Origin of the sequence: Bradyrhizobium sp. SZCCHNRI3043 (assembly GCF_032377735.1) — a bacterium.
In the GTDB taxonomy this organism is placed as follows: domain Bacteria; phylum Pseudomonadota; class Alphaproteobacteria; order Rhizobiales; family Xanthobacteraceae; genus Bradyrhizobium.
This window is the reverse complement of sequence record NZ_JAUHID010000003.1, coordinates 126768-150608: the sequence shown is the minus strand read 5'-3', so window position 1 is coordinate 150608 and position 23841 is coordinate 126768. Positions and strand designations below refer to the sequence as shown.

The following is a 23841-nucleotide window of genomic DNA, read 5'->3' as shown; positions in this document are numbered from 1 at the left end:
GCTACGCGATCGCGAAGCGAAGCCCGGCGCGGGCGCGCCCGCCGGAGATCGCGATCGGGGTGCCGTCGGCGCGCCAGCACGCGGCTCCCGTCAGCGTGCCGTCGTCGCCGAACGCGATCGCGTTCATGCCGCCGGCCACGACCGGCTCGCGCCGGATCTCGTGCCCGCGTGCGGCAAGCTCCGCCGCGACGGCTTCGGGAAACGCCGGCTCCAGCTCGAGCACGCCGCCCTGCGTCCACAGCCGCGGCGCCTCGACCGCCTCCTGCAGCGACATGCCATGGTCGATCAGGTTGACCAGCGCCTGGAAGGCCGAGGGAAAGATGCGCAAGCCGCCGGGCAGGCCGAGCGCATAGCGCAAGCGGCCGTCGCGCAGCGCCATCATCGGCGCCATCGAGGTGAAGACACGCTTGCCCGGCTGGATCGACAGCGCGCGGCCCGGATGCGGATCGAAATTGTACATGTAGTTGTTGGCGGTCATGCCGGTGCCCGGGATCTGCACGCAGGCGCCGAACAGGCCGTTGATGGTCTGGGTCGCCGCGACGACGTTGCCCTCGGCATCGGCGACCGTGACATGGGTGGTGTTGGCGGACTCCGTCGGCGCAAGGCCCGGGCCGAAACTTCGGGCCCGGCTCATGTCGATCTGCGCCCGCCGCTCCGCGGCATAGACCTTCGACGTCAGCCGCTCGACCGGCACGTCGACGAAAGCGGGATCGGCGGTGGCGACCGCGCGGTCGGCGAAGGCGATCTTCAGCGCTTCGGCGAGCAGATGCACGCCATCGGCCGAACCGAAGCCGAGCCCGCCGACGTCGAAGCCTTCGAGGATGTTCAGCATCTGCACGATATGCACGCCGCTGGAAGACGGCGGCGGCGGGCCGATGATCTCATGGCCGCGATAGAAGCCGCGGATCGGCGCGCGCTCGATCACGCGGTACGCGGCGAGATCCGCTGCATCGATCAAGCCGCCGTTCTCCGCCATGTAGCTGGCCAGCGCGGCACCGAGCGCTCCGCCGTAGAGTGCGGCAGGTCCTTCCTTTGCGATCAGCCGCAGCGAGGCGGCGTAGTCGGTCTGGATCACGCGCGTGCCGGGCCTGACCGGCGCGCCGCCGGGCAGGAACAGCGCGGCGAGATGCGGATCGCCCGCGAGGTCGTCCGCGACCAGCCGCACGCAGTCGTTGAGATAGGGGCTGGCGATGAAACCATGCTCGGCGAGCCGGATCGCCGGAGCCATCACCTCGGCCAGCGGCAGCCGGCCGTAGCGTGACAGCGCCTCGCACCATCCCTTCAGCGCGCCGGGCACGGCGACCGCCAGCGCGCCGATGACATTGCGGCGGCCGCGGGTCTCGCGCGCCAGCGCGATCTCGTCGGAGACCGGATCGTACATGCCGGGGTCAGCGCGCGACGGCGCGGTGCTCAGGCCGTCGAGCACGACGTGGCGGCCGTCGGCGAGGCGGATGTGCGACAGGCCGCCACCGAGAATTCCGACCATCATCGGCTCGACCACGGTGAGCGCAAACAGGGAAGCGACCGCGGCATCGATCGCATTGCCGTCGCGTATCAGCATCTCGGCGCCGGCGCTGGAGGCGAGCGGATGGTTGGTGACGACCATCCCGCGCGAGCCCGTCGCCGGCTGCTTCTCGCAGGTGAAGTCGGCGATGCGCCGTGTGGGCGAAGCCATTCGGGTCTCCTCTGTCGAACGGCGGATGCCGAGAGGTCGTTTTTCGCAATCCTGACCGATCCCTTGCGCAAGGGGAAGAGCGGCGCCCCAGTTCGACGAACTGATAAGTGCGTCACGCATGGCTCGGAGAGCATCGATCTCTCCCGCCGCGTTCTCATCGCCGCGCATCTGTGTTAGGCCTGCGCGCAGTTCCACTTTGCGAGCCCAGCTGATTCATGCCTCACTACGATCTGATCATTCGCGGCGGCCGCGTGCTCGACCCCGAAACGCAACTCGACGTCACCGCCGACGTCGCGATCAAGGATGGCGCGATTGCCGCCGTCGGCGACGTCACCGGAGCGGCGGATCAGGTCATCGATGCGGCCGGCCTTGCCGTCGTGCCCGGCTTCATCGATCTGCACGCGCACGGCCAGTCGCTCCCGGCGGACCGCATGCAGGCGTTCGACGGCGTCACCACGACGCTCGAGCTCGAGATCGGCGTCATGCCGGTGGCACGATGGTATGACGAGCAGGCGGCGATCGGCCGCCTTCTCAACTATGGCGCCGCTTCTGGCTGGGTGTTCGCGCGCATCGCGACGATGACGACGCAGCAGACCGCATCCAGCATCGCCGGCATGGGCGAGGCGATGCGCGACAAGCGCTGGGTCGAGGAGGTCGCGACTGCGGCCGAGACCGCGGAGATCGTCGAGCGCACCCGGCAGGGGCTGGAGCAGGGCGGCCTTGGCATCGCCTTCCCGAATGCGTATGCGCCCGGCACCGGCATGAAGGAGCTGTCGGAGCTGTGCAGCCTGGCTGCCAAGCAGAACGTGCCGACCTATACGCACATTGCCTACATGTCGAATGTCGATCCGCGCAGCTCGGTCGACGCCTATACGCGGCTGATCGGGCTTGCCGGCTCGACCGGTGCCCACATGCACATCTGCCATTTCAACAGCACCAGCCTGCAGGATGTCGAGCGCTGCGCCGAGCTGGTGCAGACCGCGCAGGCGCAGGGCCTCAAAGTCACGACTGAAGCCTATCCCTACGGGACCGGCTCGACGGTGGTCGGCGCCGGCTTCTTCGCCGATCCGGCGTTCTGCCAGCGCATGGGCACCGGCTATGACGCGATCGAGATGGTCGCCGAGCGTCATCGTCTCGGCAGCCGCGACGAATTGCTCGCGCGGCAGCAGGAAGATCCCGGCGCATTGGTGCTGATCCATTTCCTCGATGTCGCCGTCAACCAGCGCCACCGCGACCTGCTCGACGTCTCTGTGCTGTTTCCAGGGGGCGCCATCGCGTCGGACGCGATGCCGTGGATCCTGTCCAACGGCACGGACTACACCGGCGACGCCTGGCCGTTGCCGGACGACGCAGTGTCGCATCCGCGCTCATCGGCGACGTTTACCAAATTCCTGCGCGAATGGGTGCTGGACCGCAAGGCGGTGCCGCTGATGGAGGGCCTCGCCAAGTGCACGCTGATCCCGGCCCGGATTCTGGAACCATCGACGCCCGCGATGCGAAAGAAGGGACGGCTGCAGGCCGGCTGCGACGCCGACATCGCGGTGCTCGATCTCGCCAGCCTGCGCGACCGCGCCGACTTCCTCAACATGAACCGGCCGTCCGAGGGCGTGCGGCATCTGCTCGTCAATGGCCGCGCCGTCATCGCAAATGGTGATCTTGTTCGCGATGTCAGGCCGGGACAGGCGGTGCGCCGTCCGGTCCTGTCATGATCGTCCCGGTCCTGCTGGTTGCCGGATCGCTCGGCGCCGGCAAGACGACCCTGCTCAATCATCTGCTCGCCAACCCGGACGGGCGGCGCATCGCCGCCATCGTCAACGACTTCGGCACGGTCGACATCGACGCCCAACTGCTCGGCACTGTGACGGAGGAGGTGATCAGCCTGAAGAACGGCTGCATCTGCTGCTCGCTGCAGGGCGACCTGCTGCGCACGCTGTCGTCGGTCATCAAGCGCGATCCGGCCCCGGATGCGATTGCGATCGAGACCTCGGGCATTTCCGATCCGGCCGAGATCATTCGCAACCTGATGGATCCCGTGATCTTCAAGGTCGCGCCGCTCGAGACCGTGGTCACGCTGGTCGATCCGCAGCGGCTGCGCGACGATCCTGAGATCGAGCACGACGCGCTGTGGCGCTCGCAGCTGCGCGCCGCCGATTTCGTGCTGCTGACCAAGGCCGATCTGCTCGACCGCGCCGCCCTCGACGAGGTTGGCGCCGTCGTGGGCCGCACCAAGCCGCAATCGGCGATCTTCGAGATCGCCCATGGCATCGTCGCGCCGGACCTGCTGTTCAGCCGCGACATTCGAGCGCCGCGAGAGCTGCCCAAGCAGGTGCCGACGATGTCGCAACCTTTCGTAACCCTCACCTGGACCTCCCGTGCTCCGCTGTCGCTGGCCCGCTTTCAGCAGGTGATCGGAAAGCTCGCGCCGCGCACGCTGCGCATCAAGGGCATCCTGCTGTTCACCGACCATCCGGGACAGCCGATCCTGTTTCAGTCGGTGGCGACGCGCGGCACGTTGGCGCCATCGCCAGTGCCGCCCGCGGACGGCCTCACGGCCCAGCTCGTGCTGATCGGACGCGAAGGTGAGCTCGACGCCGCCGAGATCGACGCACTGCTGCGCGAGATGGTCGTCGTTTGAGATCGAAGGGCGCGGGTCAGCTCGCCTGCCGCAATGCGCCGTCGGCGGCTTCGGCCCAGGTGCAGCAGCCGCCCCCGGCGCGCTTGGCGGCGTAGAGCGCGCTGTCGACCTCGCGCAGCACCTCGTCCATGGCCTCGTCCGTGAGCGGCCGGTCGTTCACCAGCAGGCCGGCGCTGGCGCCGATCACCACGGGTATGTCGGACAGCAGGAACGGCATCGATAGCGAGCGGACCGCCTCGCGCGCGAGCCCCAGCGCCTCGTCGCGTCCGTTCGCGCCGCGCGCGACCGGCCTCAGCAGCATGAACTCGTCACCGCCGAAGCGCGCGGCGAGGCCGCCCGGGCCGACACAGCTCGACAGCCGGGTCGCGACTTGCCGCAACAGCTCGTCGCCCGCGTGGTGCCCGTGGCGGTCGTTGACAGGTTTGAAACCGTCGAGGTCGATGGCAATGATCGCGATGGTCCCGACCGCGCGTTCAAGCGCGGCCAGGAAGGCGGCGCGGTTCGGCAGGCCGGTCAGGAAATCATGGTTGGCCTGGCGGGCCAGTGCGTGCTTGGCCTCGAGCCGTTCGATGAAAGCGGTGCTGAGATGACGCGATGCCTCGCGGATCGAAAACCAGAACAGCACCAGCAGAACGGCGCCGAGCTGATAGGGCAGCTCGGGGCGCATCAATCCGGCGATCAGCGTCGGGGCGAGCAGCACGGCGGTGGTCGTCAGCACGACCCACGGGCGGATCGCCGCGCGGGACACCATGCCGACGCAATAGGACATCGACAGGCCGAAGGCGATCCATGCGCCCGGAGCATCGTTGAGCTGGAACGCGCGGAAGGTGAGAGCGCCAAGTGCAAGGCCGAAGGCGGCGGCGCCCGCGGCGTAGACCTTCTCCCAGAGGATCACGTCGCGATCGGACAGGCGCCCCGCATATTGCTTGTAGCGCAGCAGGCTGACGACGCGACCGATGGCGTTGACGATGATCGCGAACGAGATCGCAATGTAGCCGGGATCGTCGTGCAGGACCGCAAGCGTGACAGAGCCGGTGATGGCGGCCGCATTGATCGACATGACCTGCGGCAGAGAGGTGTACAGGAGATCGACGAGCTCGCGCCGGATCGCCGGGTTCGGATGGATGAATCTGGAAAGCAGCCCGTGTCCCATGGGGACACCATGCGACACCTTTCCTAACAGTTGATGGGCTTGAACGATTCGCGCGACGAAGGTTCGAAGTTACCTTAAATCTTCGTCAATCCGTCAATCGCTCAAGGCGCGCGGCTGGGATCGGTGGTCGGATAGATCGGCGTCGCCGTCGACATTCGCGAGGGCATCGGCGCCGCCGCCGCCACTTTCGGCGCCTCGGCCTTCGGCGTTTCCGCCTTGATGTCGGATTTGGGCGGCTCGAGCTTCAGCGGCCGCAGCGGCTGACGCTTCGCCATCGCGTCGAGCACGGCGCGGTTGGTCTTCTCGATGCGCTTTGCGGCCGCGACGTCGGCAAAGGCGCGGTCGAACTTGCGCATGCGATAGAACACGATGCCGCGGTCGATATAGGCCTCGTGGTAACGGGGGTCGAGCTGGATCGCGGCGTCGAGATCGGCCAGCGCCGCCGCGAAATCGCCCTTCTGGAACGCGGCCATGCCGCGATCGTGACGGGCCTGGGCCTCGCTCGACGCCGTGCCGCCGGCGAGCATTGCATCTGCCGTGCATGGGGCGGTCGCGCCCGCCGCGCAGGGCGCACGCTCCTGCTCGGCCGAATAGACCACGTCCACCTTGCTGACCCGCAACGGCAGCGGCTCGGCGGGAGCGGAGGCATTGCTGCTCGACGCATTGCCGTTGCCGACCGTCGTGCCGGCAGCCGGGTCGCTGCCGGGATTCGCGGCCGCGTCGCTGGCCGTCGCCGCGTCAGTGAGGCTATCGATCGGCCTGGCGGGAACCTGGTTCGGCTTTACCTTGTTGGTCGCAACCACGATCGGCTCGAGCGGCGCGACGGATGCCGAGGACATGTGGGTGAATAGGAGGTAGCCCGTCAGCGCCAAGGCGGACGCGCCGGCCAGCGCCATCACGCCGGACGCGACTTTGTGCACCTTGGCGACGACGGCGAGCTTGGAATCCTGCCGATGCTCGTCCTGCGCGGCGCCGAGCAGCCGGTCATAGGCCGTGCGCTGCTCCTTGTCGCCAAGAATGTCGTTGGCGCGGATGATCTGTCGAAACCGCAGCGCGGCGTCCGGATCGCCGGGATTGACGTCGGGGTGGCTCTCTTTGACCGCTTTGCGGAAGGCCACCCGGATATCGTCAGCGTCATCGTCCGGAAGAGCTCCGAGTAAATCGTAAAGCGTCTTCATCGTCGTTCTCGCTGCAGGCTTCCCTCGTCTCCGATCGAAATTCCTACGGCGAATTTACGCTGGAGCACTCGTACTAACTGTTTCCGCTTGGCATGATGGTTGGTCAATCCGGCGGAAAAATGACTGAAAATGGCGAAGTTCGTAGCCATTTTTGCCGTGTTTGAGCCATCGCGCTCGTCCTTCCTCGTCATGGTGCGCGCAATCTCAGATTGAATCGCTGCTCTCTAGTCGCCTCCGCCGCCGGACCTTCCTCTATGGTGAAGAGAAAGTTTGAAGCCGGATTTAACGGGAGCTGATTGGCAGGTCAGTTATTTGCGACAACATGCGATTGCCGCAGCAGTGTGGCACCGCCGCTCACCCGCCCGCGCGAGCCAGGTTCCGTCAGGGCGGACGCCGTTTTTGGAAACGCTCCGTGCAGCGGAAGCCGCCCGCGATCAGGCGCCTGCTTGCGGAACCAGCGGCGCGGCCGCTATACCGGCCGCATGACTGAACTTCATGGTGTCTTTCCCTACCTGGCCTCGCCGATCGGCGCGGATGGCACGATCCGTACGGAGGTGCTGGGGCGTCTGTGCGACGACCTGATCCATGCCGGTGTGCACGGCCTGACGCCGCTCGGCTCCACCGGTGAGTTCGCCTATCTCGATCGCGCCCAGCGCATGGCCGTCGTGGAGACGACCATCGATGCGGCCCAGGGCCGCGTTCCCGTGATCGCAGGCGTGGCCTCGACGGCGATCGCTGACGCGGTGGCGCAGGCCAAGGCTTACCAGAAGCGCGGCGCAACCGGAATCCTGGCGGTGCTCGAAGCCTACTTCCCGGTCAACGACGCCGGCATCGAGGCGTATTTCCGGGCGATTGCCGATGCCGTCGACGTTCCCATCGTCATCTACACCAATCCCCAGTTCCAGCGCTCGGACCTGTCGCTCGATGTCATCGCGCGCCTCGCCGAGCATCCGCGCATCAACTACATCAAGGACGCGTCCACCAACACCGGCCGACTGTTGTCGATCATCACTCGCTGCGGCGACGCCATCAAGGTGTTCGCTGCGTCCTCGCACATTCCGGCGGCGGTGATGCTGATCGGCGGCAAGGGCTGGATGGCCGGGCCGGCCTGCATCATCCCGCGCCAGAGCGTCGAACTCTACAATCTCTGCAAGGCGTCCCGCTGGGACGATGCGATGCTGCTGCAGAAGAAGCTGTGGCGCGTCAATGAGGCCTTCGCCCGCTTCAACCTCGCGGCCTGCATCAAGGCCGGCCTGTCGATCCAGGGTTACGACGTCGGCGATCCCGTGCCGCCCCAGGCCCCGCTCACGCTCGAGCAGCGCAAGGTCGTCGAAGAGGTCCTCAGCAGCCTGGGGTAATGCCAGGATCCTTACTGCCGTCATGGCCGTGCCGACCCGGCCATCCATGCCAAGCGGAAACGAAGTCGTGGATGCCCGGGTCTAGCCCGGGCATGACAGTGTGGTATGCCGCACCAGCACAATCACGGCTTGGCCAGCGGAACTGCGATCCGCTAAAACGCATGCAATTGCATTTGAACTGACCAAGGACTGACGAATGAACATTCTTCCCAACAATATGCGGTTTGGTGCGGGGCAGCCCGTCAAGCGTCTGGAGGATCAGCGGCTGCTGACCGGGAAGGGACAGTTCATCGACGACAAGGCGGAGGACGGCGCGCTCTGGCTCTACGTGCTGCGCTCGCCGCATGCCTATGCGAAGATCGTGTCGATCGATGCCGCCGCCGCGCGGGAGATCGCCGGCGTGCAGGCGATCTACACCGGCGCGGACCTCGTCGCCGACGATGTCGGCACCATTCCGACATTGGCGATCTTCAAGCGTCCCGACGGCAAGCCGATGACGGTGCCGCCACGCCGGCTGCTGGCGCACGAGGTCGTCCGTTTCACGGGCGAAGCAGTCGCGGCCGTGGTCGCGACCTCGCGCACGATCGCGCAGGAGGCGGCGGAAGCGATCGCCGTCGACTACGAGGTGCTGCAGGCGGTCACCGATCCGGTCAAGGCGCTCGAGCCGGGTGCGCCCGTCGTCTGGGCCGAGGCGCCGGACAATATCGTTGCCGCGATGAGCTATGGCGATGCCGCCAAGGTGGAGGAGGCCTTCTCCAGCGCTGCGCACAAAGTGTCGCTCGACATCACGAGCCAGCGCCTGGTGCCCTCGGCGATGGAGCCGCGCTCGACCATTGCCGAGATCGAGAAGAAGACCGGTCGGCTGTTGCTCCATGTGCAGTCGCAGACGCCGGCCTCGACCCGTGACGTCCTTGCGGAAGCCGTGCTGAAGCGGCCGAAGGAGAGCGTGCGCGTGCTGGTCGGCGACATCGGCGGCGGCTTCGGCCAGAAGACCAACCTCTATCCGGAGGACGGCATCGTCGCCTATGCCGCGACCAAGCTGGCCAAGAAGATCCGCTGGCGCGCCGAGCGCACCGACGAGTTCGTCGGCGGCACCCATGGCCGCGACCTCACCTCGACGGCCGAGTTCGCTTTGGACGCCAAGGGCAGGGTGCTGGCCTATCGGGTGCGTTCGATCGGCGCCACCGGCGCCTATTCGTCGGGCGCAGCCAACATCATCCCGCTGGTGCTCGGGCCGTTCGTGCAGACCGGAGTCTATGACCTGCCGCTGGTGCATTTCGAGGTCAAGACCGTGATGACGCATACGGCGCCGGTCGGCGCCTATCGCGGTGCCGGACGCCCCGAGGCGGTGTTCATCGTCGAGCGCCTGTTCGACACGGCCGCGCGCCAGATCGGGATCGATCCGCGTGCGATCCGCAAGGCGAACTATATCAAGCCGGCGCAGCTGCCCTACACCAACGCGGTCGGACAGGTCTATGATTCCGGCGCCTTCGCCCACATGCTGGAGCGCGCGTCCAAGCTTGCCGATTGGGACGGCTTCAACGCGCGCAAGCGCGAGGCGAAGAAGCGTGGCATGCTCTACGGCCGCGGCCTGACCAGCTATATCGAATGGACCGGCGGCCGCGCCCACACCGAGAAGGTGTCGCTGCACGCGACCTCCGAGGGCCGCGTCATCCTGCATTCCGGCACCATGGCGATGGGGCAGGGGCTGCAGACCACCTACACCCAGATGATCTCCGATACGCTCGGCATTCCCCTGGACAAGATCGACGTCGTGCAGGGCGACACCGATCTCGCCACCGGCTTCGGCAGCGTCGGCTCGCGCTCGCTGTTCGTCGGCGGCACCGCCGTGGCGGTGTCGTCAAACGATCTCATTACCAAGGCGCGCGAGAAGGCGTCGAACCTGCTGGAGACCGCGGTCGAGGACATCGAATATCGCGATGGCGTCCTGACGGTCGTTGGCACCGATCGCCGCATCAGCCTGTTCGAGATCGCCGGCAAGGAGAGGCAGGCCAAGCTCTCGGTCGACAGCGAGGGCGAGGTCGACGGTCCGAGCTGGCCGAACGGCACGCACGTCTGCGAGGTCGAGATCGATCCGGAGACCGGCATCAGCCGCGTGGTACGCTACACCACGGTCGACGACGTCGGCGTCGCGGTCAATCCGATGCTGGTCGCCGGCCAGATCCATGGCGGCGTCGCCCAAGGCATCGGCCAGGCGCTGTACGAGAACGTCGCCTATGATGCCGACGGCCAGCTCCTGACCGCGACCTATCAGGACTACTGCATCCCGCGCGCCGACGACGTGCCGCCGATCGTGGTCACCCTCGACGATTCTGCGCCGTGCCGCACCAACCCGCTGGGCGCCAAGGGCTGCGGCGAGTCCGGTGCGATCGGCGGTCCGCCCTGCGTCACCAACGGCGTGATGGACGCGCTGTTCGAGTTGGGCATCACCAACCTGCAGACGCCGCTGACGCCGGAGAAGGTGTGGCAGGCGATCTCCGAGGCGAAGGCGGCAAAGGCCAAAGCGTCGGCCTGAGCGAGCGCGCGGGACGCTCCCGCGTCGGACGTGCTCCTGTTGCGTCGCTCAACGCGCCGATCTGCGCCGAGCTGTTCGGTGACGAGGGCGGCGAGGGTTACGCCCGCATCTGGTCGCGCCCCTGCATGCGCAGCGCAGCGGCGACTGATCTCGCTGCGTCATAGCCCGCCATTCCGGGGCAGCCCGTCAGGGCTGAATCCGGAATCTCGAGATTTTCGGTGCAATTGCGCCCTGAGGGGACGATGCTGTCGGATCGCCCCGCCGAGCCCGGCAAGACAACGATCTCATGCGAATCGTCGGGGCGCCGCGACCGCGAGCGACGATGATTGACCCAGATCAAGGTCGCCGACTTGCACTCGCCTCTAGATTGTATCCAACACAACGAGGAGCGCGACCATGCGGCGGTGTGCGGACGTGATGCGCGGGGCGATGGCTTTGGCAATGGTCGCGTTTGGATCATCTCTGGCGGACGCGTGTTCGCGCGTCCTCTGGGCCGATAATGGTCAGGCCGTTGTCACCGGGCGCAACATGGATTGGCCCGAAGACATGCGCACCGATCTCTGGGCCTTCCCGCGCGGCCTTGCGCGCAAAGGCGAGAGCGGCGACGACAACGAACTGAGCTGGACGTCGAAATACGGCAGCGTCGGCGGGGCGGTTTATAATCTGGCGATCGCCGACGGCATGAATGAAAAAGGTCTTGTCGCCAACCTGCTGTGGCTCTCCGAGAGCGATTACGGAAAGCGCGATCTCAAGCGCCCCGGCCTCGCGCTGTCGCTATGGGCGCAATACAACCTCGACAACTTTGCCACCGTTGCCGAGGCCGTGGCCGACATCGAAACCGGTCGCTATCAACTCATCACCGCCGGCATGCCCGGATACGCGACGGCGACCGTGCATCTGTCGCTTTCGGACGCGACGGGCGATTCGGCGATCATCGAAATCGTCGATAGCGGCAAGGTGCGCGTTCATCACGACCGCCGCTATCTGGTCATGACGAACTCGCCGCCCTTCCCCGAGCAGCTCGCCAATCTGAAGAAATACCACGTCTTTGGCGGCACCGAAGCGCTGCCGGGGACGAGCGAAGCGGCCGACCGCTTCGTCCGCGCCGCCTATTACATCCAGAACCAGACCAAGCCGTCGGACACCCGCCAGACCGTGGCCCGCATGTTGTCGGTCATGCGCAACGTGGCGCAGCCTTTCGTGCGGCCAGACCCGAAGCGACCGGAGGCGTCGCATACGATCTGGCGGGCCGTCGCCGACTCGACCGACCGGCTCTATTTCTTCGAATCGACGCTCAGCCCGAACATCGTCTGGGTCAACTTGCCGCTCATCGACCTTTCCGTCGGCGCTCCGATCCGCAAGCTCGACCTGTCCGGGGCGGACAGAGATCTGGTCGGCGAGGTGAGCAGCCAGTTCAAGCCGGCCGCGCCGCTGGAATTCAAGAAAGGCGGCTCCTGACGGGGCGGAACCCTGAGGACAGATACAACGTCATCCTTATATCTGCGTTGTGGCGCTCGCACGCCGCGCGACATGATGCCGGGCGCTCGCCGTGCAGCCCTGCCACCGCACCGGGCCGGAAGCGCCGCGCCGTTTGTTAAGGACGGATTGTGGTGCATTGCAGCACTGAGGCTATGCGCCGGCGATGCTGTCGCACCAGAGTATTCCTGCCACATCAGCAACCTCCTGCTTTGGTCATGCCATGATCACGCACGAAATCGGCCCGGATGCCGACCGCAAGGTAAGGATCTCTCCGGTCAACTCGCACAATGAGTGGGATCCACTCGAGGAAGTGATTGTCGGAAGGCTCGAAGGCGCGACGATCCCATCCGCCCATCCGGTCGTCGCCTGTAACATTCCGGGAATGGCTGCACGGGCGCAAGCGCTGCTCGGGGGCTTCCGCTATCCAAGGATGTTGATTGAACCGGCTCAGCGCGAGCTCGATGGCTTTATTGCGCTGTTGCAATCGCTTGGCGTGGTGGTCACCCGACCGGAACCGGTTGATTTCAAGAAGCGCTTCAGCACGCCCGAATGGTCTTCGCGCGGCTTCTGCAACTCCTGCCCGCGCGATAGCATGCTCGTGATCGGAGACGAAATTATTGAAACGCCCATGGCGTGGCCCAGCCGCTATTTCGAGACCCATTCCTTTCGTCCGGTCCTGAAGGACTATTTCCGTCGCGGCGCCCGCTGGACTGCCGCGCCACGGCCGCAACTCACGGACGAACTGTATAACGCCGATTTCAGACGGCCCGAAGAAGGTGAGCCGATGTCATATATTCTGACTGAATTCGAACCGGTGTTCGACGCTGCCGATTTCGTTCGCTGCGGGCGCGATCTGTTTGTAACCCTCAGCAATGTCACCAATGCATCCGGCATCGAATGGCTGCGCCGCCATCTCGGCGACGGCTATCGCATCCACGAGATCGAGAGCCGCTGTCGTAGCCCGATGCACATCGACACGACCATTTTGCCGCTGGGGCCGGGCAGGCTTCTGATCAATCCCGAATACATCGACGTCAGCCGCCTCCCGGACATACTGAAGAAATGGGACATTCTCGTCGCTCCCGAGCCTGATCCGATCACCGATCGCATGCTCAATATCACGTCGCTATGCGGAAAATGGCTCAACATGAATGTACTGATGGTGGACGAAAAGCGCATCATCGTTGATCCGCATCATGTGCGAACGATGCGTGCGATCGAGCAATGGGGTTTCGAGCCGATCCCCTGCGAATTCCTGCATTACGCCGCATTTGGCGGCGCATTCCATTGCGCGACACTCGACATCAGGCGGCGCGGGGCGCTCGAGAGCTATTTTTGAGGATTGGCACGCCTATCCGGACTCGAGGCGCAGTCCGACGATGCCAAGTACAATGAGACCAATCGAGGCGAGCCGGGTCGCGGTCGTCGGCTCGTCGAACAGATAGATTCCGAAGAGAGTGGCGACGGCGATGCTCGCGCCGGTCCACGCGGCGTAGGCCGTGCCCATCGGGATCGTCTTCATGGCGAGGCCAAGACAACCGACGCTGGCGCCCATAAAACCCACGGTGACCAGGATCGACGGCAGGCGCGAGAGACCTTCGGAATATTTGAGAGCGATCAGCCAACCCACCTCGCAAAGGCTGCCAATGAATAAGATCACCCAGGCCATGAGAGGTTCTCCCAAAAGATGGGCTTAACGATCCTCGACGGAGTTCGTGTCAGAATTCCACGGTCTCGCTATTCTGCCAACTCGTTTCGTCAAGCCCTTACACTTTGCAAGTGCACGCTGGAAGGCTACGGAAAAGCCGGCTTGTCGGATCACCCTGGGTAAGCGGTTCAAGAGCCAACAAATATGAGTCGATCATCAATTGAGAGCTGCCTGGGCACCTGATGGAGATTTCGTCTACGGCCGCCGTGGTGATCGAACAGCACGGCATGTCGGCTCATGGCCCGAAGCGAAAGTGCTGGAGCGCGCCCGACATTTCCGGAACTGGGGTCAGATCGGCTGTGCCACCCGCCTGCCGGCCACAGCCGCCCTTGGTCCGAAGTTGACATCCAAAATAGTAGGCTCCGGTAGAATCTACTTCGCTCTTACGACCCCGCCGCAAATCCCCCAGCCTCGAAAAAGACTGGTTGCTCGCGGTCGGCCAATCGGGATGGTGAGCCTTCGCAGGACCGCGCAGAAGTGCGGCTCGATCCCTCTTGCGGTGGTGGCCTGACGGTGGACAAGGGTGGGGAGTCGGGCGATTCAGCGATGAGCAGACGACGTAATGTCACCCCCCGGGCGTCCAGTCAGCGCGAGAGGCCGTATCGTTTGGGCATCATCACTGGAAAGCAATGAGTTGAGAAGAGAACTAGGGTTTAGTTTCCCATTTCAAACAAAACTCAATGTCGTCCCATCCGATACACGCCTTATGTTCATCCCAATTGACACAGATCTTCTTTTTTCCAAAACTTACACAGTATTTTCCCGATGCCTTTGCCAAGGATGGCTCGACATATATTGTCTTTCCATCGATCTCGGTTCGCACCAAAATGGTTTTGCCTTTTTTGTCCGTTACTGTTGTTTTGTCTTGACTGAGAAACAGATCTTCATCGGTCATGGTTCTTTCTCCTAAATTGCGCGCTGCCACTTGCGTCCCGGTTCGATGTCAAGCGGTCAACTCAATATAAAACCGACCAGCACCCGTTAGCTTGGCGCGAACTTGAATTCAGTAATTCTTACACCTAGAAGTAGAAATTATCTCAGAATACTACGTATTGATTTCGATCAAAGTCGGTCGGTCCGTCTACGACGAAAACACCCAAGCTAAAGCTGCCGGGAATGCTGGCAAGCCAGGATGTCCGCCCCAACGGTCGCGACCGGGGGCGGCTGAGTCGGGCAAAACGCGCGAAGATTTGTGCCGGTCCGATCGTACGGGAGTGCCGTAGGGGACGAAAAATCATGGGCGCGCAAAAACTCATTTCGCCAGCCGTTTCAACGCGCAAGGGCTGGTGAGGCCGTAGTCCCGAAATTTTCCTCTTTCTTTTTCTCAGAAATCATGGATGATGCGCCCATCCCGCCTCGACGAGAGGGGCGTTGCGCGCGATCGTCACGACACGCGAGGCGGGGATGCGATGGACGTTTTTGCGGCGTGAGACGAACGCGGCGAGGGCGGACGTGAAGTCGTGTGGTTCTGGCATCCCGACGCTGATGCTAAGTTGCTTGGGTGATGATCCGAGCGACGACGGTGGCCAAAAAGCCCGGTGCACCGAGAAGAGCACGATATAAGCGTTAAAACCGTCGCGCAGGGAAGGCCGGGATGTCTCGGCCGAACCTGTGGTTCCTGCCCCGTGCATTTTGTTCGCACGGGGGCCATGGGGGCGGCGAGCTCCCGGCCTTCCCTGCGCCCTCTCGATCTTCGAAAGGGCATGTCGATCGCAAGCCTCGGGCGTGATCCGCCGCGGGACGACGACGTCATGTCCGCTGCTGTTTGAGATGTGAATCTGGACGTGGATCGACTGCCGTCGACCGATCGACCGGCAGCTCCAGTCGCACACTGAAGTCGCCTGCCACTCCGCTGAACCGCAGCCGGCCGCCATGGGCCTGCGCGACCTCGCTCGCAATGGCGAGGCCGAGGCCTGAGCCGTGGGAGCCGTCGCCCTTCTGGAAGGGAGATAGCAATCGCTGCTGCGCCTCGGCGGCGATGCCGGGGCCGTCATCCCAGACGATGATCGCGACATGGCTCGCCTTGCTTTCCACCGTCACCATCAACCGCATCTTTGCACCATGCGCCAGCGCGTTGTGAATGAGATTGGCGAGTGCCTCGCGCAGGCTGATGGCATCGACGGCGATGACGGCATCGTCTTCTGCTGGCACGAAGCTGACGGAGACCTCGCGGTCGAGCGACAGCGGCACGCTCTGCGATAGCACCGACTTGGCCAGCGCGTTGATGTCGGTCGCGGCGAAGCGCGGCGCCTGGGCGCGGTGCTGGATCATGGCGTGATCGAGCAGTTGGCTGGTGAGGCGGGCGAGATCCGCGATGCGACTGCGCAGCCTGTCGAGCGCCTTCGGGTCCTTGGTCTGATCGCTCAGCAGCTCGACCTCGGCATCGATCGCAGCCAGCGGCGTGCGCAGCTGGTGGGTGGCGTCGGCGATGAAGCGCTGCATCAGCGCGATGCGTTCGGCGAGGCGCTGCATGAAGCCGTCGATCGCGCCGACCAGCGCGCGCACCTCGCGCGGCGGCGTGATCGCGATCGGGCTGAGATCGTCCGGCCGGCGCTTGACGATCTCGGCCTCGATCCGCGTCAGCGGCGCGAACACCAGCCGCAGGCATAGCGCAGTCGCCACCAGCGCCAGCACGCTCATCGCGGCGATGAGGCCGATCGCCTTCGAGGCAAGATCCCAGGTCAGCGCGTCGCGGGCGCGCAGGGTCTGCGCCAGCACGATCTGGCTCCAGCCGTCTCCGGGCGCGCCGTCGAGCTTGCGCGCTACCGCGGCGATGCGCACGGCCTGGTCGCGATAGATGCCGTCGCGCAGCACGACGCCCTCGCGCAGCGCCCTGGCGGGCGCGGTGACGGCGAGATCGTCATAGCCGGCGACGACGACGCCGCGCGGATCGGTGACGCGATAGAACACGAGGTCATAGGCCGACAACGTCGCAAACGCTGCCGCCGGCGGATCCAGCGTCACGACGCCACCCTGCATGTAGATGTTCTCGGCGATCTGCACGGCGCCGCCGGCGAGCAGCTTGTCATAGGCGTCGCGCGCGGCGGTGGCGGCATATTGCCAGGCGGCGAGGCTCAGCACGACGGCACCGACGGCCAGGATCGCGCCGATCGCGATCAGCAGCCGCGCGCGCAGCGAGGTCCTGAGGTCACGAAGCGTGGAGCTGATAGCCAAGGCCGCGCTCGGTCTTGATTTCGACTGTTGTCGCCGCCAGCTTGCGCCGCAGCCGGGCGACGAACTGCTCGATCGCGTTCGGGCTCGGGTCCTGGTCGAAGCTGAACAACTGCTCGACCAGCTCCTCTTTGGCGACGTAACGCCCAGGGCGTGCGGCGAGGATTTCCAGCACGGTCAGCTCGCGCCGCGTCAGGTCCAGCGGCTGGCCGGCGACGCTGGCGGTGCGCCCGGCGCGGTCGATCACCAGCGGCCCCAGGGTCAGCAGATTGTCGGACTGGCCGGCGGCCCGGCGCAGCAGCGCCCGCGCCCGCGCCTCCAGCTCGCGATAGTCGAACGGCTTGATCAGGTAGTCGTCGGCGCCGAGGTCGAGCGCGCCGATGCGGTCGTCCACCGCCGAGCGCGCGGTCAGCACCAGCACCGGCGTGCGCAGGCCGCGCTTGCGCAGGTGCTTGAGCACGGCAAAGCCGTCCATGTTCGGCAGCATCACGTCGAGCACGATCAGGTCATAGGTCTGCACCTCGATCAGCTCGCTCGCGGTGCGGCCGTCCTTTTCCCAGTCGACGGCGTAGCCGATCCGCTCGAACCGGCTGGTCACGGCGGCGCCGATCTCGGGCGTGTCTTCCACCAGCAGGATGCGCACGGTCTCGTTGTCCGCCTCGGAGTCAGGTTCGCGTCAGTCTCCTCCTCTATCACCTCGGATAAGGGCGCCGAAGTGCACCAAGCGAAATTTCGCACTGCAATATAACGGAGGGGAGGACGCATGACCGTCCATCAATCGCCATCTCAGTTCGAGCCGCTGCTCTCCGTCGAGGGCGTGACGCTCCAGTACAAGACGCCGGACACCTTGGTCACGGCGACCTACCGCGTCGATTTCAAGGTCTTCGATTCCGACCGCTTCGTGCTGCTGGGGCCCTCCGGCTGCGGCAAATCCACCCTTCTGAAGGCGATCGGCGGCTACCTGAAGCCGACCGAGGGACGTATCCGCCTCAAGGGACACGACGTCAGCGAGCCCGGCCCGGACCGCATGATGGTATTCCAGGAGTTCGACCAGCTGCTCCCGTGGAAGACGGTGCGCGAGAACGTCGTGTTCGCGCTGACCGCCAGCGGCCGGCTCGGCACGGCGGAAGCCAACGAGCGCGCCAAGTCCTATATCGACAAGGTCGGCCTCACCAAGTTCATCGACTCCTATCCGCATATGCTCTCCGGCGGCATGAAGCAGCGTGTCGCGATCGCCAGGGGCATGGCGATGGAGCCGGACGTGCTCTTGATGGACGAGCCGTTCGCCGCCTTGGACGCGCTGACCCGGCGCAAGATGCAGGACGAGCTGCTGCAGCTCTGGCAGGACACCCGCTTCACCGTGCTGTTCGTCACGCATTCGATCGAGGAGGCGATCAAGATCGGCTCGCGCATCCTGCTGCTGTCGCCGCATCCCGGCCGTGTCCGCGCCGAGCTCAACAGCGTGCCGCCGGGCACGATGGGCTCGCCCGAACAGGTCGCGCTCGAAGGGCGCATCAACGACATGCTGTTCGGCCATCACTGAGACACGAGGAGAGCATCATGAGCGAGACGATGGCGCTGCGCCCCGAAATCGTCAATGCAGACACGCCCCTCGGCGACGTCAAGGTCGAGGCCAGCCTGTCCTGGCTGGAACGCATCTACCACGTCGGTGCGGTCCGCAAGGCCATCATCCTGGTGGCACTCGCCGCGCTGTGGCAGGCCTATGGCCTGTGGCTCGGCAATCCCCTGTTGTTTCCGACCTTCACCGACACGCTCTCAGCCTTCTTCGAGAACATCGGCAACGGCATCATCCCTGCGCGCACCCTCGTGTCGCTGGAGACGCTGCTGATCGGCTACGGCATCGGCATCGCGCTGGCGGCCGTGCTGACCACGATCGCGATCGGCTCGCGGATCGGCGCCGACATGCTGGAGGCGCTGACCTCGATGTTCAATCCGCTGCCGGCGATCGCATTGCTGCCGCTGGCGCTGATCTGGTTCGGCCTCGGCAAGGGCAGCATCATCTTCGTGCTGGTGCATTCGGTGTTGTGGGCGATCGCGCTCAACACCCATTCCGGCTTCCGCTCGGTGTCGAACACCTTGCGCATGGTCGGCCTGAACTACGGCCTGCGCGGGTTGAAGCTGGTGCGCTTCATCCTGATCCCGGCTGCATTTCCGGCCATCCTCACCGGCCTGAAGGTGGGCTGGGCCTTCGCCTGGCGCACCCTGATCGCGGCCGAGCTGGTGTTCGGCGTGTCCTCGGGTTCCGGCGGCCTCGGCTGGTTCATCTTCGAGAACCGCAACCAGTTGGAGACGGCCAACGTCTTCGCCGGCCTGTTCACCGTGATCTTCATCGGCCTCGTCGTCGAGAACCTCGTGTTCGCGACCATCGAGCGCAAGACGGTGCGGCGCTGGGGCATGCAGCACTGATTTTCGAGTTATAAGCACAACAACAAGGAAGGGAGACGACCATGTCCTGGAGCAAATCACTCACGGCCGCCGCGCTCGGCCTCACCGCGCTGCTCGGCGCCACCGGCGCTTCGCAGGCCGAGGTCAAGGAGATCAGGCTCTCCAAGGGCTACGGCATCCTCTATCTGCCGCTGATCGTGATGGAGGATCAGAAGCTGATGGAGAAGCAGGCGGAGAAGGCCGGGCTCGGTCCGTTCAAGGTGAACTGGCAGATGCTCGACGGCGGCAACATCATCAACGACGCGATGATGGCCGGCTCGCTCGACATCGCCGGCACCGGCGCGCCCGGCTTCATCACGCTGTGGGCCAAGGCCAAGGGCATTCCGGCGGTCGAGGTGGTCGGCGTCAGCGGCCTCTCTTCGACCTCGCTGTGGATGAACACCAACAATCCTGAGATCAAGTCGCTGAAGGATTTCAAGCCGAGCGACAAGATTGCCCTGCCGGGCATCAAGACCTCGCTGTCGGCGGTCATGCTGCAGATGATGGCGGCGCAGGAGTTCGGCAAGGAGAACTACGCCAAGCTCGATCCGATGACCGTCGGCCTGCCGCATCCGGAGGCGCTGGCGGCGCTCACCTCGGGCAAGACCGAGATCACGGCGCATTTCACCTCGCCGCCGTTCTCCTACATCGAGCTGAAGGATTCGAAGATTCGCCGCGTTGCCAATTCCGCCGACGTGCTCGGACGGATGACGATGGACGTGGTGTTCGCGCCCAAGCGCTTCGTCGACGCTAATCCCAAGGTCGTGCAGGCGTTCCTCGACGCGCTCGACGAGGCCTGCACGCTGATCGCCAACGACAAGGCTGCCGCGGCCGAGATCTATGCCCGCACCGCCAAGGTGAAGACCACCAAGGAGGACGTGCTGGAGATGCTGCAGGACAAGGACACCTGGTTCTCGTCGACGCCAGAGGGCGTGCTGAAGATCGCCGAGTTCATGCACGGCGTCGGCTCGATCAAGGTCAAGCCGGCGAGCTGGCAGGACATGTTCGTGACCCAGCTACGCGACCGCAAGGGCAGTTGAGCGAGACCCGTCACGGCCTGCGCGGCCAATGACTGGCATCCGCGAGGTCGCCCGGGAACTCTCCCGAACCCACGCTCCGGCCGCCGAGACTTATGTCCGGCGGCCGCCGGCCGTCATTGCGCCGCTGCCCAAGCTGTGCTCTGACGAGGCGGCACAACCGGGAGAAGGGGGACGCGCGATGCGGAAATTGCTGACCGTGCTGGCGGCGCTGATGACGCTGAGCCTGACCAATTGCGGCTACAATGCCATCCAGACCAATGACGAGCAGGTCAAGGCGGCTTGGTCCGAGGTCGTCAACCAGTATCAACGCCGCGCCGACCTCGTGCCCAACCTGGTCAACAGCGTGAAGGGCTTTGCCCAGCAGGAGAAGGACGTGCTGCTCGGCGTCACCAACGCCCGCGCCAAGGTCGGCAGCGTCCAGGCCACGCCCGACGTCGTCAACGATCCCGCTGCGCTGCAGAAGTTCCAGGCCGCGCAGAGCGAACTGACCGGCGCGCTGTCGCGGCTCCTGGTTGTCACTGAGAATTATCCGCAGCTGAAATCGGACGCGCTGTTCCGCGACCTGATGTCACAGCTCGAAGGCACCGAGAACCGCATCACGGTGGCGCGCAACCGCTTCATCAAGGCGGTCCAGGAATACAACGTCGGCATCCGCACGTTCCCGAATAACCTGACCGCAATGATGTTCGGCTACAAGGAGAAGGCCAACTTCACGGTCGAGAACGAACGCGAGATCTCGGTGGCGCCGAAGGTCGATTTCAACGCGCCGTCGCCTGCGCCCTCGAAATAGCCGGAGCAGGGAATCGTGCGCGCGCTGCCGGTCCTCAAGGCGCTGCTTGCGACGCTGCTCGTCTGCTTCGCCACGATGGTGCTGGCCGACGTCGCGGTGCCGCAGCTCACCGGCCGCGTCGTCGACCAGACCGGCACGCTGTCCTCCTCGGACATCGCAGGCCTCGCGCAGAAGCTGAAGGACCTGGAAACCCGCAAGGGCAGCCAGGTCGCGGTGCTGATCGTGCCGACGACGCAGCCCGAGACCATCGAGCAGTTTTCGCTCCGCGTCGCCGAGACCTGGAAGATCGGGCGCAAGAAGGTCGACGACGGCGCGCTGCTGGTGATCGCCAAGAACGACCGCAAGCTGCGCATCGAGGTCGGCTACGGCCTCGAAGGCAGCCTCACCGACGTCACCGCGCGGCGCATCATCGACGAGGTCATCACGCCGAAATTTCGCAGCGGTGATTTCGCCGGCGGCATCGACGCCGGCGTCGACCGCATCATCGGCGTGATCAATGGCGAGACCCTGCCGGTGCCGCAGCCCCAGGCCTCGCACGGCACGGATCTCGACATCGACTCGATCTCCTCCTTCGCGCCGGTGGCGCTGTTTGGTGCGCTGGTGATCGGCGGCATCCTGCGGACCTTGCTCGGACGACTGATCGGATCGCTCGCGACTGGCGGCGCCATGGGCGTGATCGCCTGGCTGCTGGTGGGATCGGCGGGGCTGGCGGCACTGTCGGCCATCGCCGGCTTCGTCATCGCTTTCATTGCCGACAGTTTCGCCGGGATGAATACGCCGGGCAGCGGCCGCCGCGGCGGCTGGTCGAGCGGATCGTCGTCGGGCGGTTGGAGCAGCGGCAGCTCGAGCGATAGCGGCAGCTTTTCCGGCGGTGGCGGCAGCTTCGGCGGCGGCGGCGCCTCGGGCAGCTGGTAAGGACGGGACGCGCGACCATGGGCATCAAGCGGATCGGCAGGCATCTCCTGCATCGTCCCTGGCAGATGAAGCGTATCTTCACGCCGGACGTGCTCGCGCGCATCGAGCAGGCGATCAAGGATGGCGAGCGCACCCATGCCGGCCAGCTTCGCTTCGTCGTCGAGGGCGCGCTCGACGGTCGGCCGCTATGGCGCGACCAACCGCCGCGCGAGCGCGCGCTGGACCTGTTCTCGCACCTGCGGATCTGGGACACCGCGCACAACAACGGCGTCCTGATCTATCTCCTGCTCGCCGATCGCGACGTCGAGATCATCGCCGACCGCGGCATCCACGACCGTGTCGGCGCGGCGGGTTGGGAGGCGATCTGCCGGGCGATGGAGGCGGAGTTTCGCCAGGGCCACTTCGAGCAGGGCGTCATGCAAGGCATCTCCGCCGTCTCACGCGAGCTCGCCAGGCACTATCCGCCGCACGCCGGCGATCCAAATGAGCTGCCCGACGCGCCAGTGGTGCTGTAGCGATCCATTCCGCGGCACACGTCTCGCTCAACCCGACTTGAAATTGGCGGGGCACGATTCCAACCCCGTCATTGCGAGCGCAGCGAAGCAATCCAGACCGTCTCTGCGGAGGGATTCTGGATTGCTTCGCTGCGCCGCTGCGCTCGCAATGGCGCGGACGGAGCCGTGTTTGCCATTCACGTCGTCGTCGCAGAAGCGCCGTACCGCTTCGCCATCGCCCCCGCCATCTCCGTCATCTTCGCCCGCAACTCGGGCGGATCGAGCACTTCGACCTCCGGCCCGAAGCGCAGCAGCTCGCCAACCGCATGCCATAGTGTTGTTCCGGTCGGGATCGTCGCGATGCGCCAGCCATCGGCATCGGCTTCGTCGGCCAGGCGCGTGCGGGCGCGCACATAGGGCTGACTCAGCGCCTCTAGCAGCCGCACGCCGAGCGGTGACAGCCGCACCGTTGCGAGCTTCGGATGCAGCTCCGCTTCCAGCCGCTCGGTCGCAGCCCGCCAATAGGCGGCGAGATCGAAGTCGGCGGGCCGCGCGAAGGTCTCCACTGTGACGGTGCAATCGAGCACGCGCGCCACGCGATAGGTGCGCACGCTGCGCTCGACTTGCCCGGCGAGATACCAATTGCCGCCCTTGAGCACGAGGCCGAGCGGCCCGACGCGGCGGCGCTTCTCGGCACGCCAGGTCTGATAGCGGACGTCGACCATGACGTCGCGGAGCAGGGCGTCGGCAATGGCGCGCAGATGCGTCGGCTCCTCGGACTCGCCGAACCAGCCAGGCGCGTCGAGGTGGAAGCGCGCCTGCATGCGGCCGGCATTGGCGCGCAGGCTTTGCGGCAGGGCCGCCACCAGCTTGGTCTGCGCCGCGCTCATCGCACCATCGAGCCCGAGCGCGGCGGCGGGGCCCGGCAGGCCCGCCATGAACAGTGCGTCGGTTTCCGTCGGCGACAGCCCGTTCAGCCGCACGCGATAGCCGTCGAGCAGGCGGAATCCGCCTTCGGCGCCGCGCTCGGCATAGACCGGGATGCCCGCCGCGGCGAGCGCGTCGATGTCGCGATAGATCGTGCGCACCGAAACCTCGCAGGCGTCTGCGAGTTCGGGCGCCGTGACCTGTCCCTTGGCCTGCAAGGTGGTGAGGATGGAGAGCAGCCGGCTCGCGCGCATGCCCTTCTTTAAACATACCTGACACACCTTGTCAGGTATGGTGTGCGATAAGCCCGCACCGCAGCCGGCAATGGGAGGACACC

20 protein-coding genes are annotated in these 23841 nt (G+C 65.4%); 12 read left to right on the top strand and 8 right to left on the bottom strand.

The features are described 5' to 3' along the window. Position 1 precedes the first annotated feature (1 nt). Positions 2-1675 (bottom strand): gamma-glutamyltransferase, encoded by a 1674-nt coding sequence (gene ggt / locus QX124_RS09475; RefSeq protein WP_315797001.1) that lies wholly within the window; start codon positions 1673-1675, stop codon positions 2-4. Between the two features lie 215 nt (positions 1676-1890). Here ggt and QX124_RS09470 point away from each other — a divergent pair, with 215 nt between their 5' ends. Both QX124_RS09470 and QX124_RS09465 read left to right on the top strand, forming a co-directional pair. Beyond that, the gene (locus QX124_RS09470; RefSeq protein ID WP_315734328.1) at positions 1891-3384 is read left to right on the top strand and encodes an amidohydrolase family protein; all 1494 of its coding nucleotides are present in this window, start codon (positions 1891-1893) and stop codon (positions 3382-3384) included. Next, positions 3381-4310, top strand: a complete 930-nt coding sequence (locus tag QX124_RS09465; protein ID WP_315797000.1) for a GTP-binding protein — start codon at positions 3381-3383, stop codon at positions 4308-4310. The genes QX124_RS09470 and QX124_RS09465 overlap by 4 nt, the downstream gene beginning before the upstream one ends. Before the next feature lie 16 nt (positions 4311-4326). Here the strand turns inward: QX124_RS09465 and QX124_RS09460 are convergent, their stop codons facing one another. Together QX124_RS09460 and QX124_RS09455 are read right to left on the bottom strand one after the other, a co-directional pair. Next, a complete protein-coding gene (locus QX124_RS09460) occupies positions 4327-5463 on the bottom strand; it encodes a GGDEF domain-containing protein (RefSeq protein WP_315734324.1) in 1137 nt (378 codons plus the stop codon). A 101-nt stretch (positions 5464-5564) separates the two neighbouring features. Beyond that, the gene (locus QX124_RS09455; RefSeq protein ID WP_315734322.1) at positions 5565-6641 is read right to left on the bottom strand and encodes a J domain-containing protein; all 1077 of its coding nucleotides are present in this window, start codon (positions 6639-6641) and stop codon (positions 5565-5567) included. A gap of 482 nt (positions 6642-7123) precedes the next feature. On the opposite strand from QX124_RS09455, the gene QX124_RS09450 reads away from it, so the two are divergent. The 4 genes from QX124_RS09450 to QX124_RS09435 all read left to right on the top strand — a co-directional run bounded on the left by QX124_RS09450 (position 7124) and on the right by QX124_RS09435 (position 13353). After that, positions 7124-7999 carry a dihydrodipicolinate synthase family protein gene (locus tag QX124_RS09450; RefSeq protein ID WP_315796999.1) on the top strand — a complete coding sequence of 292 codons (876 nt, stop codon included), beginning with the start codon at positions 7124-7126 and terminating at the stop codon, positions 7997-7999. Positions 8000-8195: 196 nt separating this feature from the next. Further along, on the top strand, positions 8196-10535 hold the full coding sequence (locus tag QX124_RS09445; RefSeq protein WP_315796998.1) for a xanthine dehydrogenase family protein molybdopterin-binding subunit: 2340 nt from the start codon (positions 8196-8198) through the stop codon (positions 10533-10535). A gap of 396 nt (positions 10536-10931) precedes the next feature. Then, positions 10932-11993, top strand: a complete 1062-nt coding sequence (locus tag QX124_RS09440) for a linear amide C-N hydrolase (RefSeq protein WP_315796997.1) — start codon at positions 10932-10934, stop codon at positions 11991-11993. A gap of 241 nt (positions 11994-12234) precedes the next feature. After that, positions 12235-13353, top strand: coding sequence for an amidinotransferase (locus QX124_RS09435; RefSeq protein ID WP_315796996.1), 1119 nt, complete (start codon positions 12235-12237; stop codon positions 13351-13353). 12 nt (positions 13354-13365) lie between these two features. Here the strand turns inward: QX124_RS09435 and QX124_RS09430 are convergent, their stop codons facing one another. The 4 genes from QX124_RS09430 to QX124_RS09415 all read right to left on the bottom strand — a co-directional run bounded on the left by QX124_RS09430 (position 13366) and on the right by QX124_RS09415 (position 17536). Beyond that, positions 13366-13683 carry a multidrug efflux SMR transporter gene (locus QX124_RS09430; RefSeq protein WP_315783524.1) on the bottom strand — a complete coding sequence of 106 codons (318 nt, stop codon included), beginning with the start codon at positions 13681-13683 and terminating at the stop codon, positions 13366-13368. A 685-nt stretch (positions 13684-14368) separates the two neighbouring features. Beyond that, positions 14369-14617: a hypothetical protein gene (locus QX124_RS09425; protein WP_315796995.1), complete on the bottom strand. Its 249-nt coding sequence runs from the start codon at positions 14615-14617 to the stop codon at positions 14369-14371. An 854-nt stretch (positions 14618-15471) separates the two neighbouring features. Continuing rightward, positions 15472-16896 carry a sensor histidine kinase gene (locus tag QX124_RS09420; RefSeq protein ID WP_315796994.1) on the bottom strand — a complete coding sequence of 475 codons (1425 nt, stop codon included), beginning with the start codon at positions 16894-16896 and terminating at the stop codon, positions 15472-15474. After that, the gene (locus tag QX124_RS09415; RefSeq protein WP_315775382.1) at positions 16871-17536 is read right to left on the bottom strand and encodes a response regulator transcription factor; all 666 of its coding nucleotides are present in this window, start codon (positions 17534-17536) and stop codon (positions 16871-16873) included. Before QX124_RS09415 ends, QX124_RS09420 begins: the two co-directional genes overlap by 26 nt. A gap of 120 nt (positions 17537-17656) precedes the next feature. On the opposite strand from QX124_RS09415, the gene QX124_RS09410 reads away from it, so the two are divergent. The 6 genes from QX124_RS09410 (at position 17657) to QX124_RS09385 (ending at position 22598) form a co-directional block, all read left to right on the top strand. Then, positions 17657-18436, top strand: a complete 780-nt coding sequence (locus QX124_RS09410; RefSeq protein ID WP_315796993.1) for an ABC transporter ATP-binding protein — start codon at positions 17657-17659, stop codon at positions 18434-18436. A gap of 17 nt (positions 18437-18453) precedes the next feature. Then, positions 18454-19320, top strand: a complete 867-nt coding sequence (locus QX124_RS09405; protein WP_315796992.1) for an ABC transporter permease — start codon at positions 18454-18456, stop codon at positions 19318-19320. Between the two features lie 41 nt (positions 19321-19361). Then, entirely contained in the window at positions 19362-20378 is a 1017-nt protein-coding gene (locus QX124_RS09400) for an ABC transporter substrate-binding protein (RefSeq protein ID WP_315734303.1), read from the top strand. A 178-nt stretch (positions 20379-20556) separates the two neighbouring features. Beyond that, on the top strand, positions 20557-21168 hold the full coding sequence (locus QX124_RS09395) for a LemA family protein (protein WP_315759634.1): 612 nt from the start codon (positions 20557-20559) through the stop codon (positions 21166-21168). A gap of 15 nt (positions 21169-21183) precedes the next feature. Continuing rightward, the gene (locus tag QX124_RS09390; protein WP_315796991.1) at positions 21184-22083 is read left to right on the top strand and encodes a YgcG family protein; all 900 of its coding nucleotides are present in this window, start codon (positions 21184-21186) and stop codon (positions 22081-22083) included. Between the two features lie 17 nt (positions 22084-22100). After that, positions 22101-22598, top strand: a complete 498-nt coding sequence (locus QX124_RS09385; RefSeq protein WP_315796990.1) for a TPM domain-containing protein — start codon at positions 22101-22103, stop codon at positions 22596-22598. A 176-nt stretch (positions 22599-22774) separates the two neighbouring features. On the opposite strand, the gene QX124_RS09380 is transcribed toward QX124_RS09385, so the two are convergent. Further along, a complete protein-coding gene (locus QX124_RS09380; RefSeq protein WP_315796989.1) occupies positions 22775-23758 on the bottom strand; it encodes a YafY family protein in 984 nt (327 codons plus the stop codon). Between the last annotated feature and the right edge of the window lie 83 nt (positions 23759-23841).

Bases quoted from the DNA above. Each gene is read 5' to 3' on its own strand.
- QX124_RS09380 (WP_315796989.1), bottom strand. From the start codon at position 23,758: ATGCGCGCGAGCCGGCTGCTCTCCATCCTCACCACCTTGCAGGCCAAG.
- QX124_RS09450 (WP_315796999.1), top strand. From the start codon at position 7,124: ATGACTGAACTTCATGGTGTCTTTCCCTACCTGGCCTCGCCGATCGGC.
- QX124_RS09400 (WP_315734303.1), top strand. From the start codon at position 19,362: ATGTCCTGGAGCAAATCACTCACGGCCGCCGCGCTCGGCCTCACCGCG.
- QX124_RS09460 (WP_315734324.1), bottom strand. From the start codon at position 5,463: ATGGGACACGGGCTGCTTTCCAGATTCATCCATCCGAACCCGGCGATC.
- QX124_RS09455 (WP_315734322.1), bottom strand. From the start codon at position 6,641: ATGAAGACGCTTTACGATTTACTCGGAGCTCTTCCGGACGATGACGCT.
- QX124_RS09385 (WP_315796990.1), top strand. From the start codon at position 22,101: ATGGGCATCAAGCGGATCGGCAGGCATCTCCTGCATCGTCCCTGGCAG.
- QX124_RS09430 (WP_315783524.1), bottom strand. From the start codon at position 13,683: ATGGCCTGGGTGATCTTATTCATTGGCAGCCTTTGCGAGGTGGGTTGG.
- QX124_RS09425 (WP_315796995.1), bottom strand. From the start codon at position 14,617: ATGACCGATGAAGATCTGTTTCTCAGTCAAGACAAAACAACAGTAACG.
- QX124_RS09470 (WP_315734328.1), top strand. From the start codon at position 1,891: ATGCCTCACTACGATCTGATCATTCGCGGCGGCCGCGTGCTCGACCCC.
- QX124_RS09465 (WP_315797000.1), top strand. From the start codon at position 3,381: ATGATCGTCCCGGTCCTGCTGGTTGCCGGATCGCTCGGCGCCGGCAAG.
- QX124_RS09410 (WP_315796993.1), top strand. From the start codon at position 17,657: ATGACCGTCCATCAATCGCCATCTCAGTTCGAGCCGCTGCTCTCCGTC.
- QX124_RS09435 (WP_315796996.1), top strand. From the start codon at position 12,235: ATGATCACGCACGAAATCGGCCCGGATGCCGACCGCAAGGTAAGGATC.
- QX124_RS09405 (WP_315796992.1), top strand. From the start codon at position 18,454: ATGAGCGAGACGATGGCGCTGCGCCCCGAAATCGTCAATGCAGACACG.
- QX124_RS09445 (WP_315796998.1), top strand. From the start codon at position 8,196: ATGAACATTCTTCCCAACAATATGCGGTTTGGTGCGGGGCAGCCCGTC.
- QX124_RS09395 (WP_315759634.1), top strand. From the start codon at position 20,557: ATGCGGAAATTGCTGACCGTGCTGGCGGCGCTGATGACGCTGAGCCTG.
- QX124_RS09440 (WP_315796997.1), top strand. From the start codon at position 10,932: ATGCGGCGGTGTGCGGACGTGATGCGCGGGGCGATGGCTTTGGCAATG.
- ggt (WP_315797001.1), bottom strand. From the start codon at position 1,675: ATGGCTTCGCCCACACGGCGCATCGCCGACTTCACCTGCGAGAAGCAG.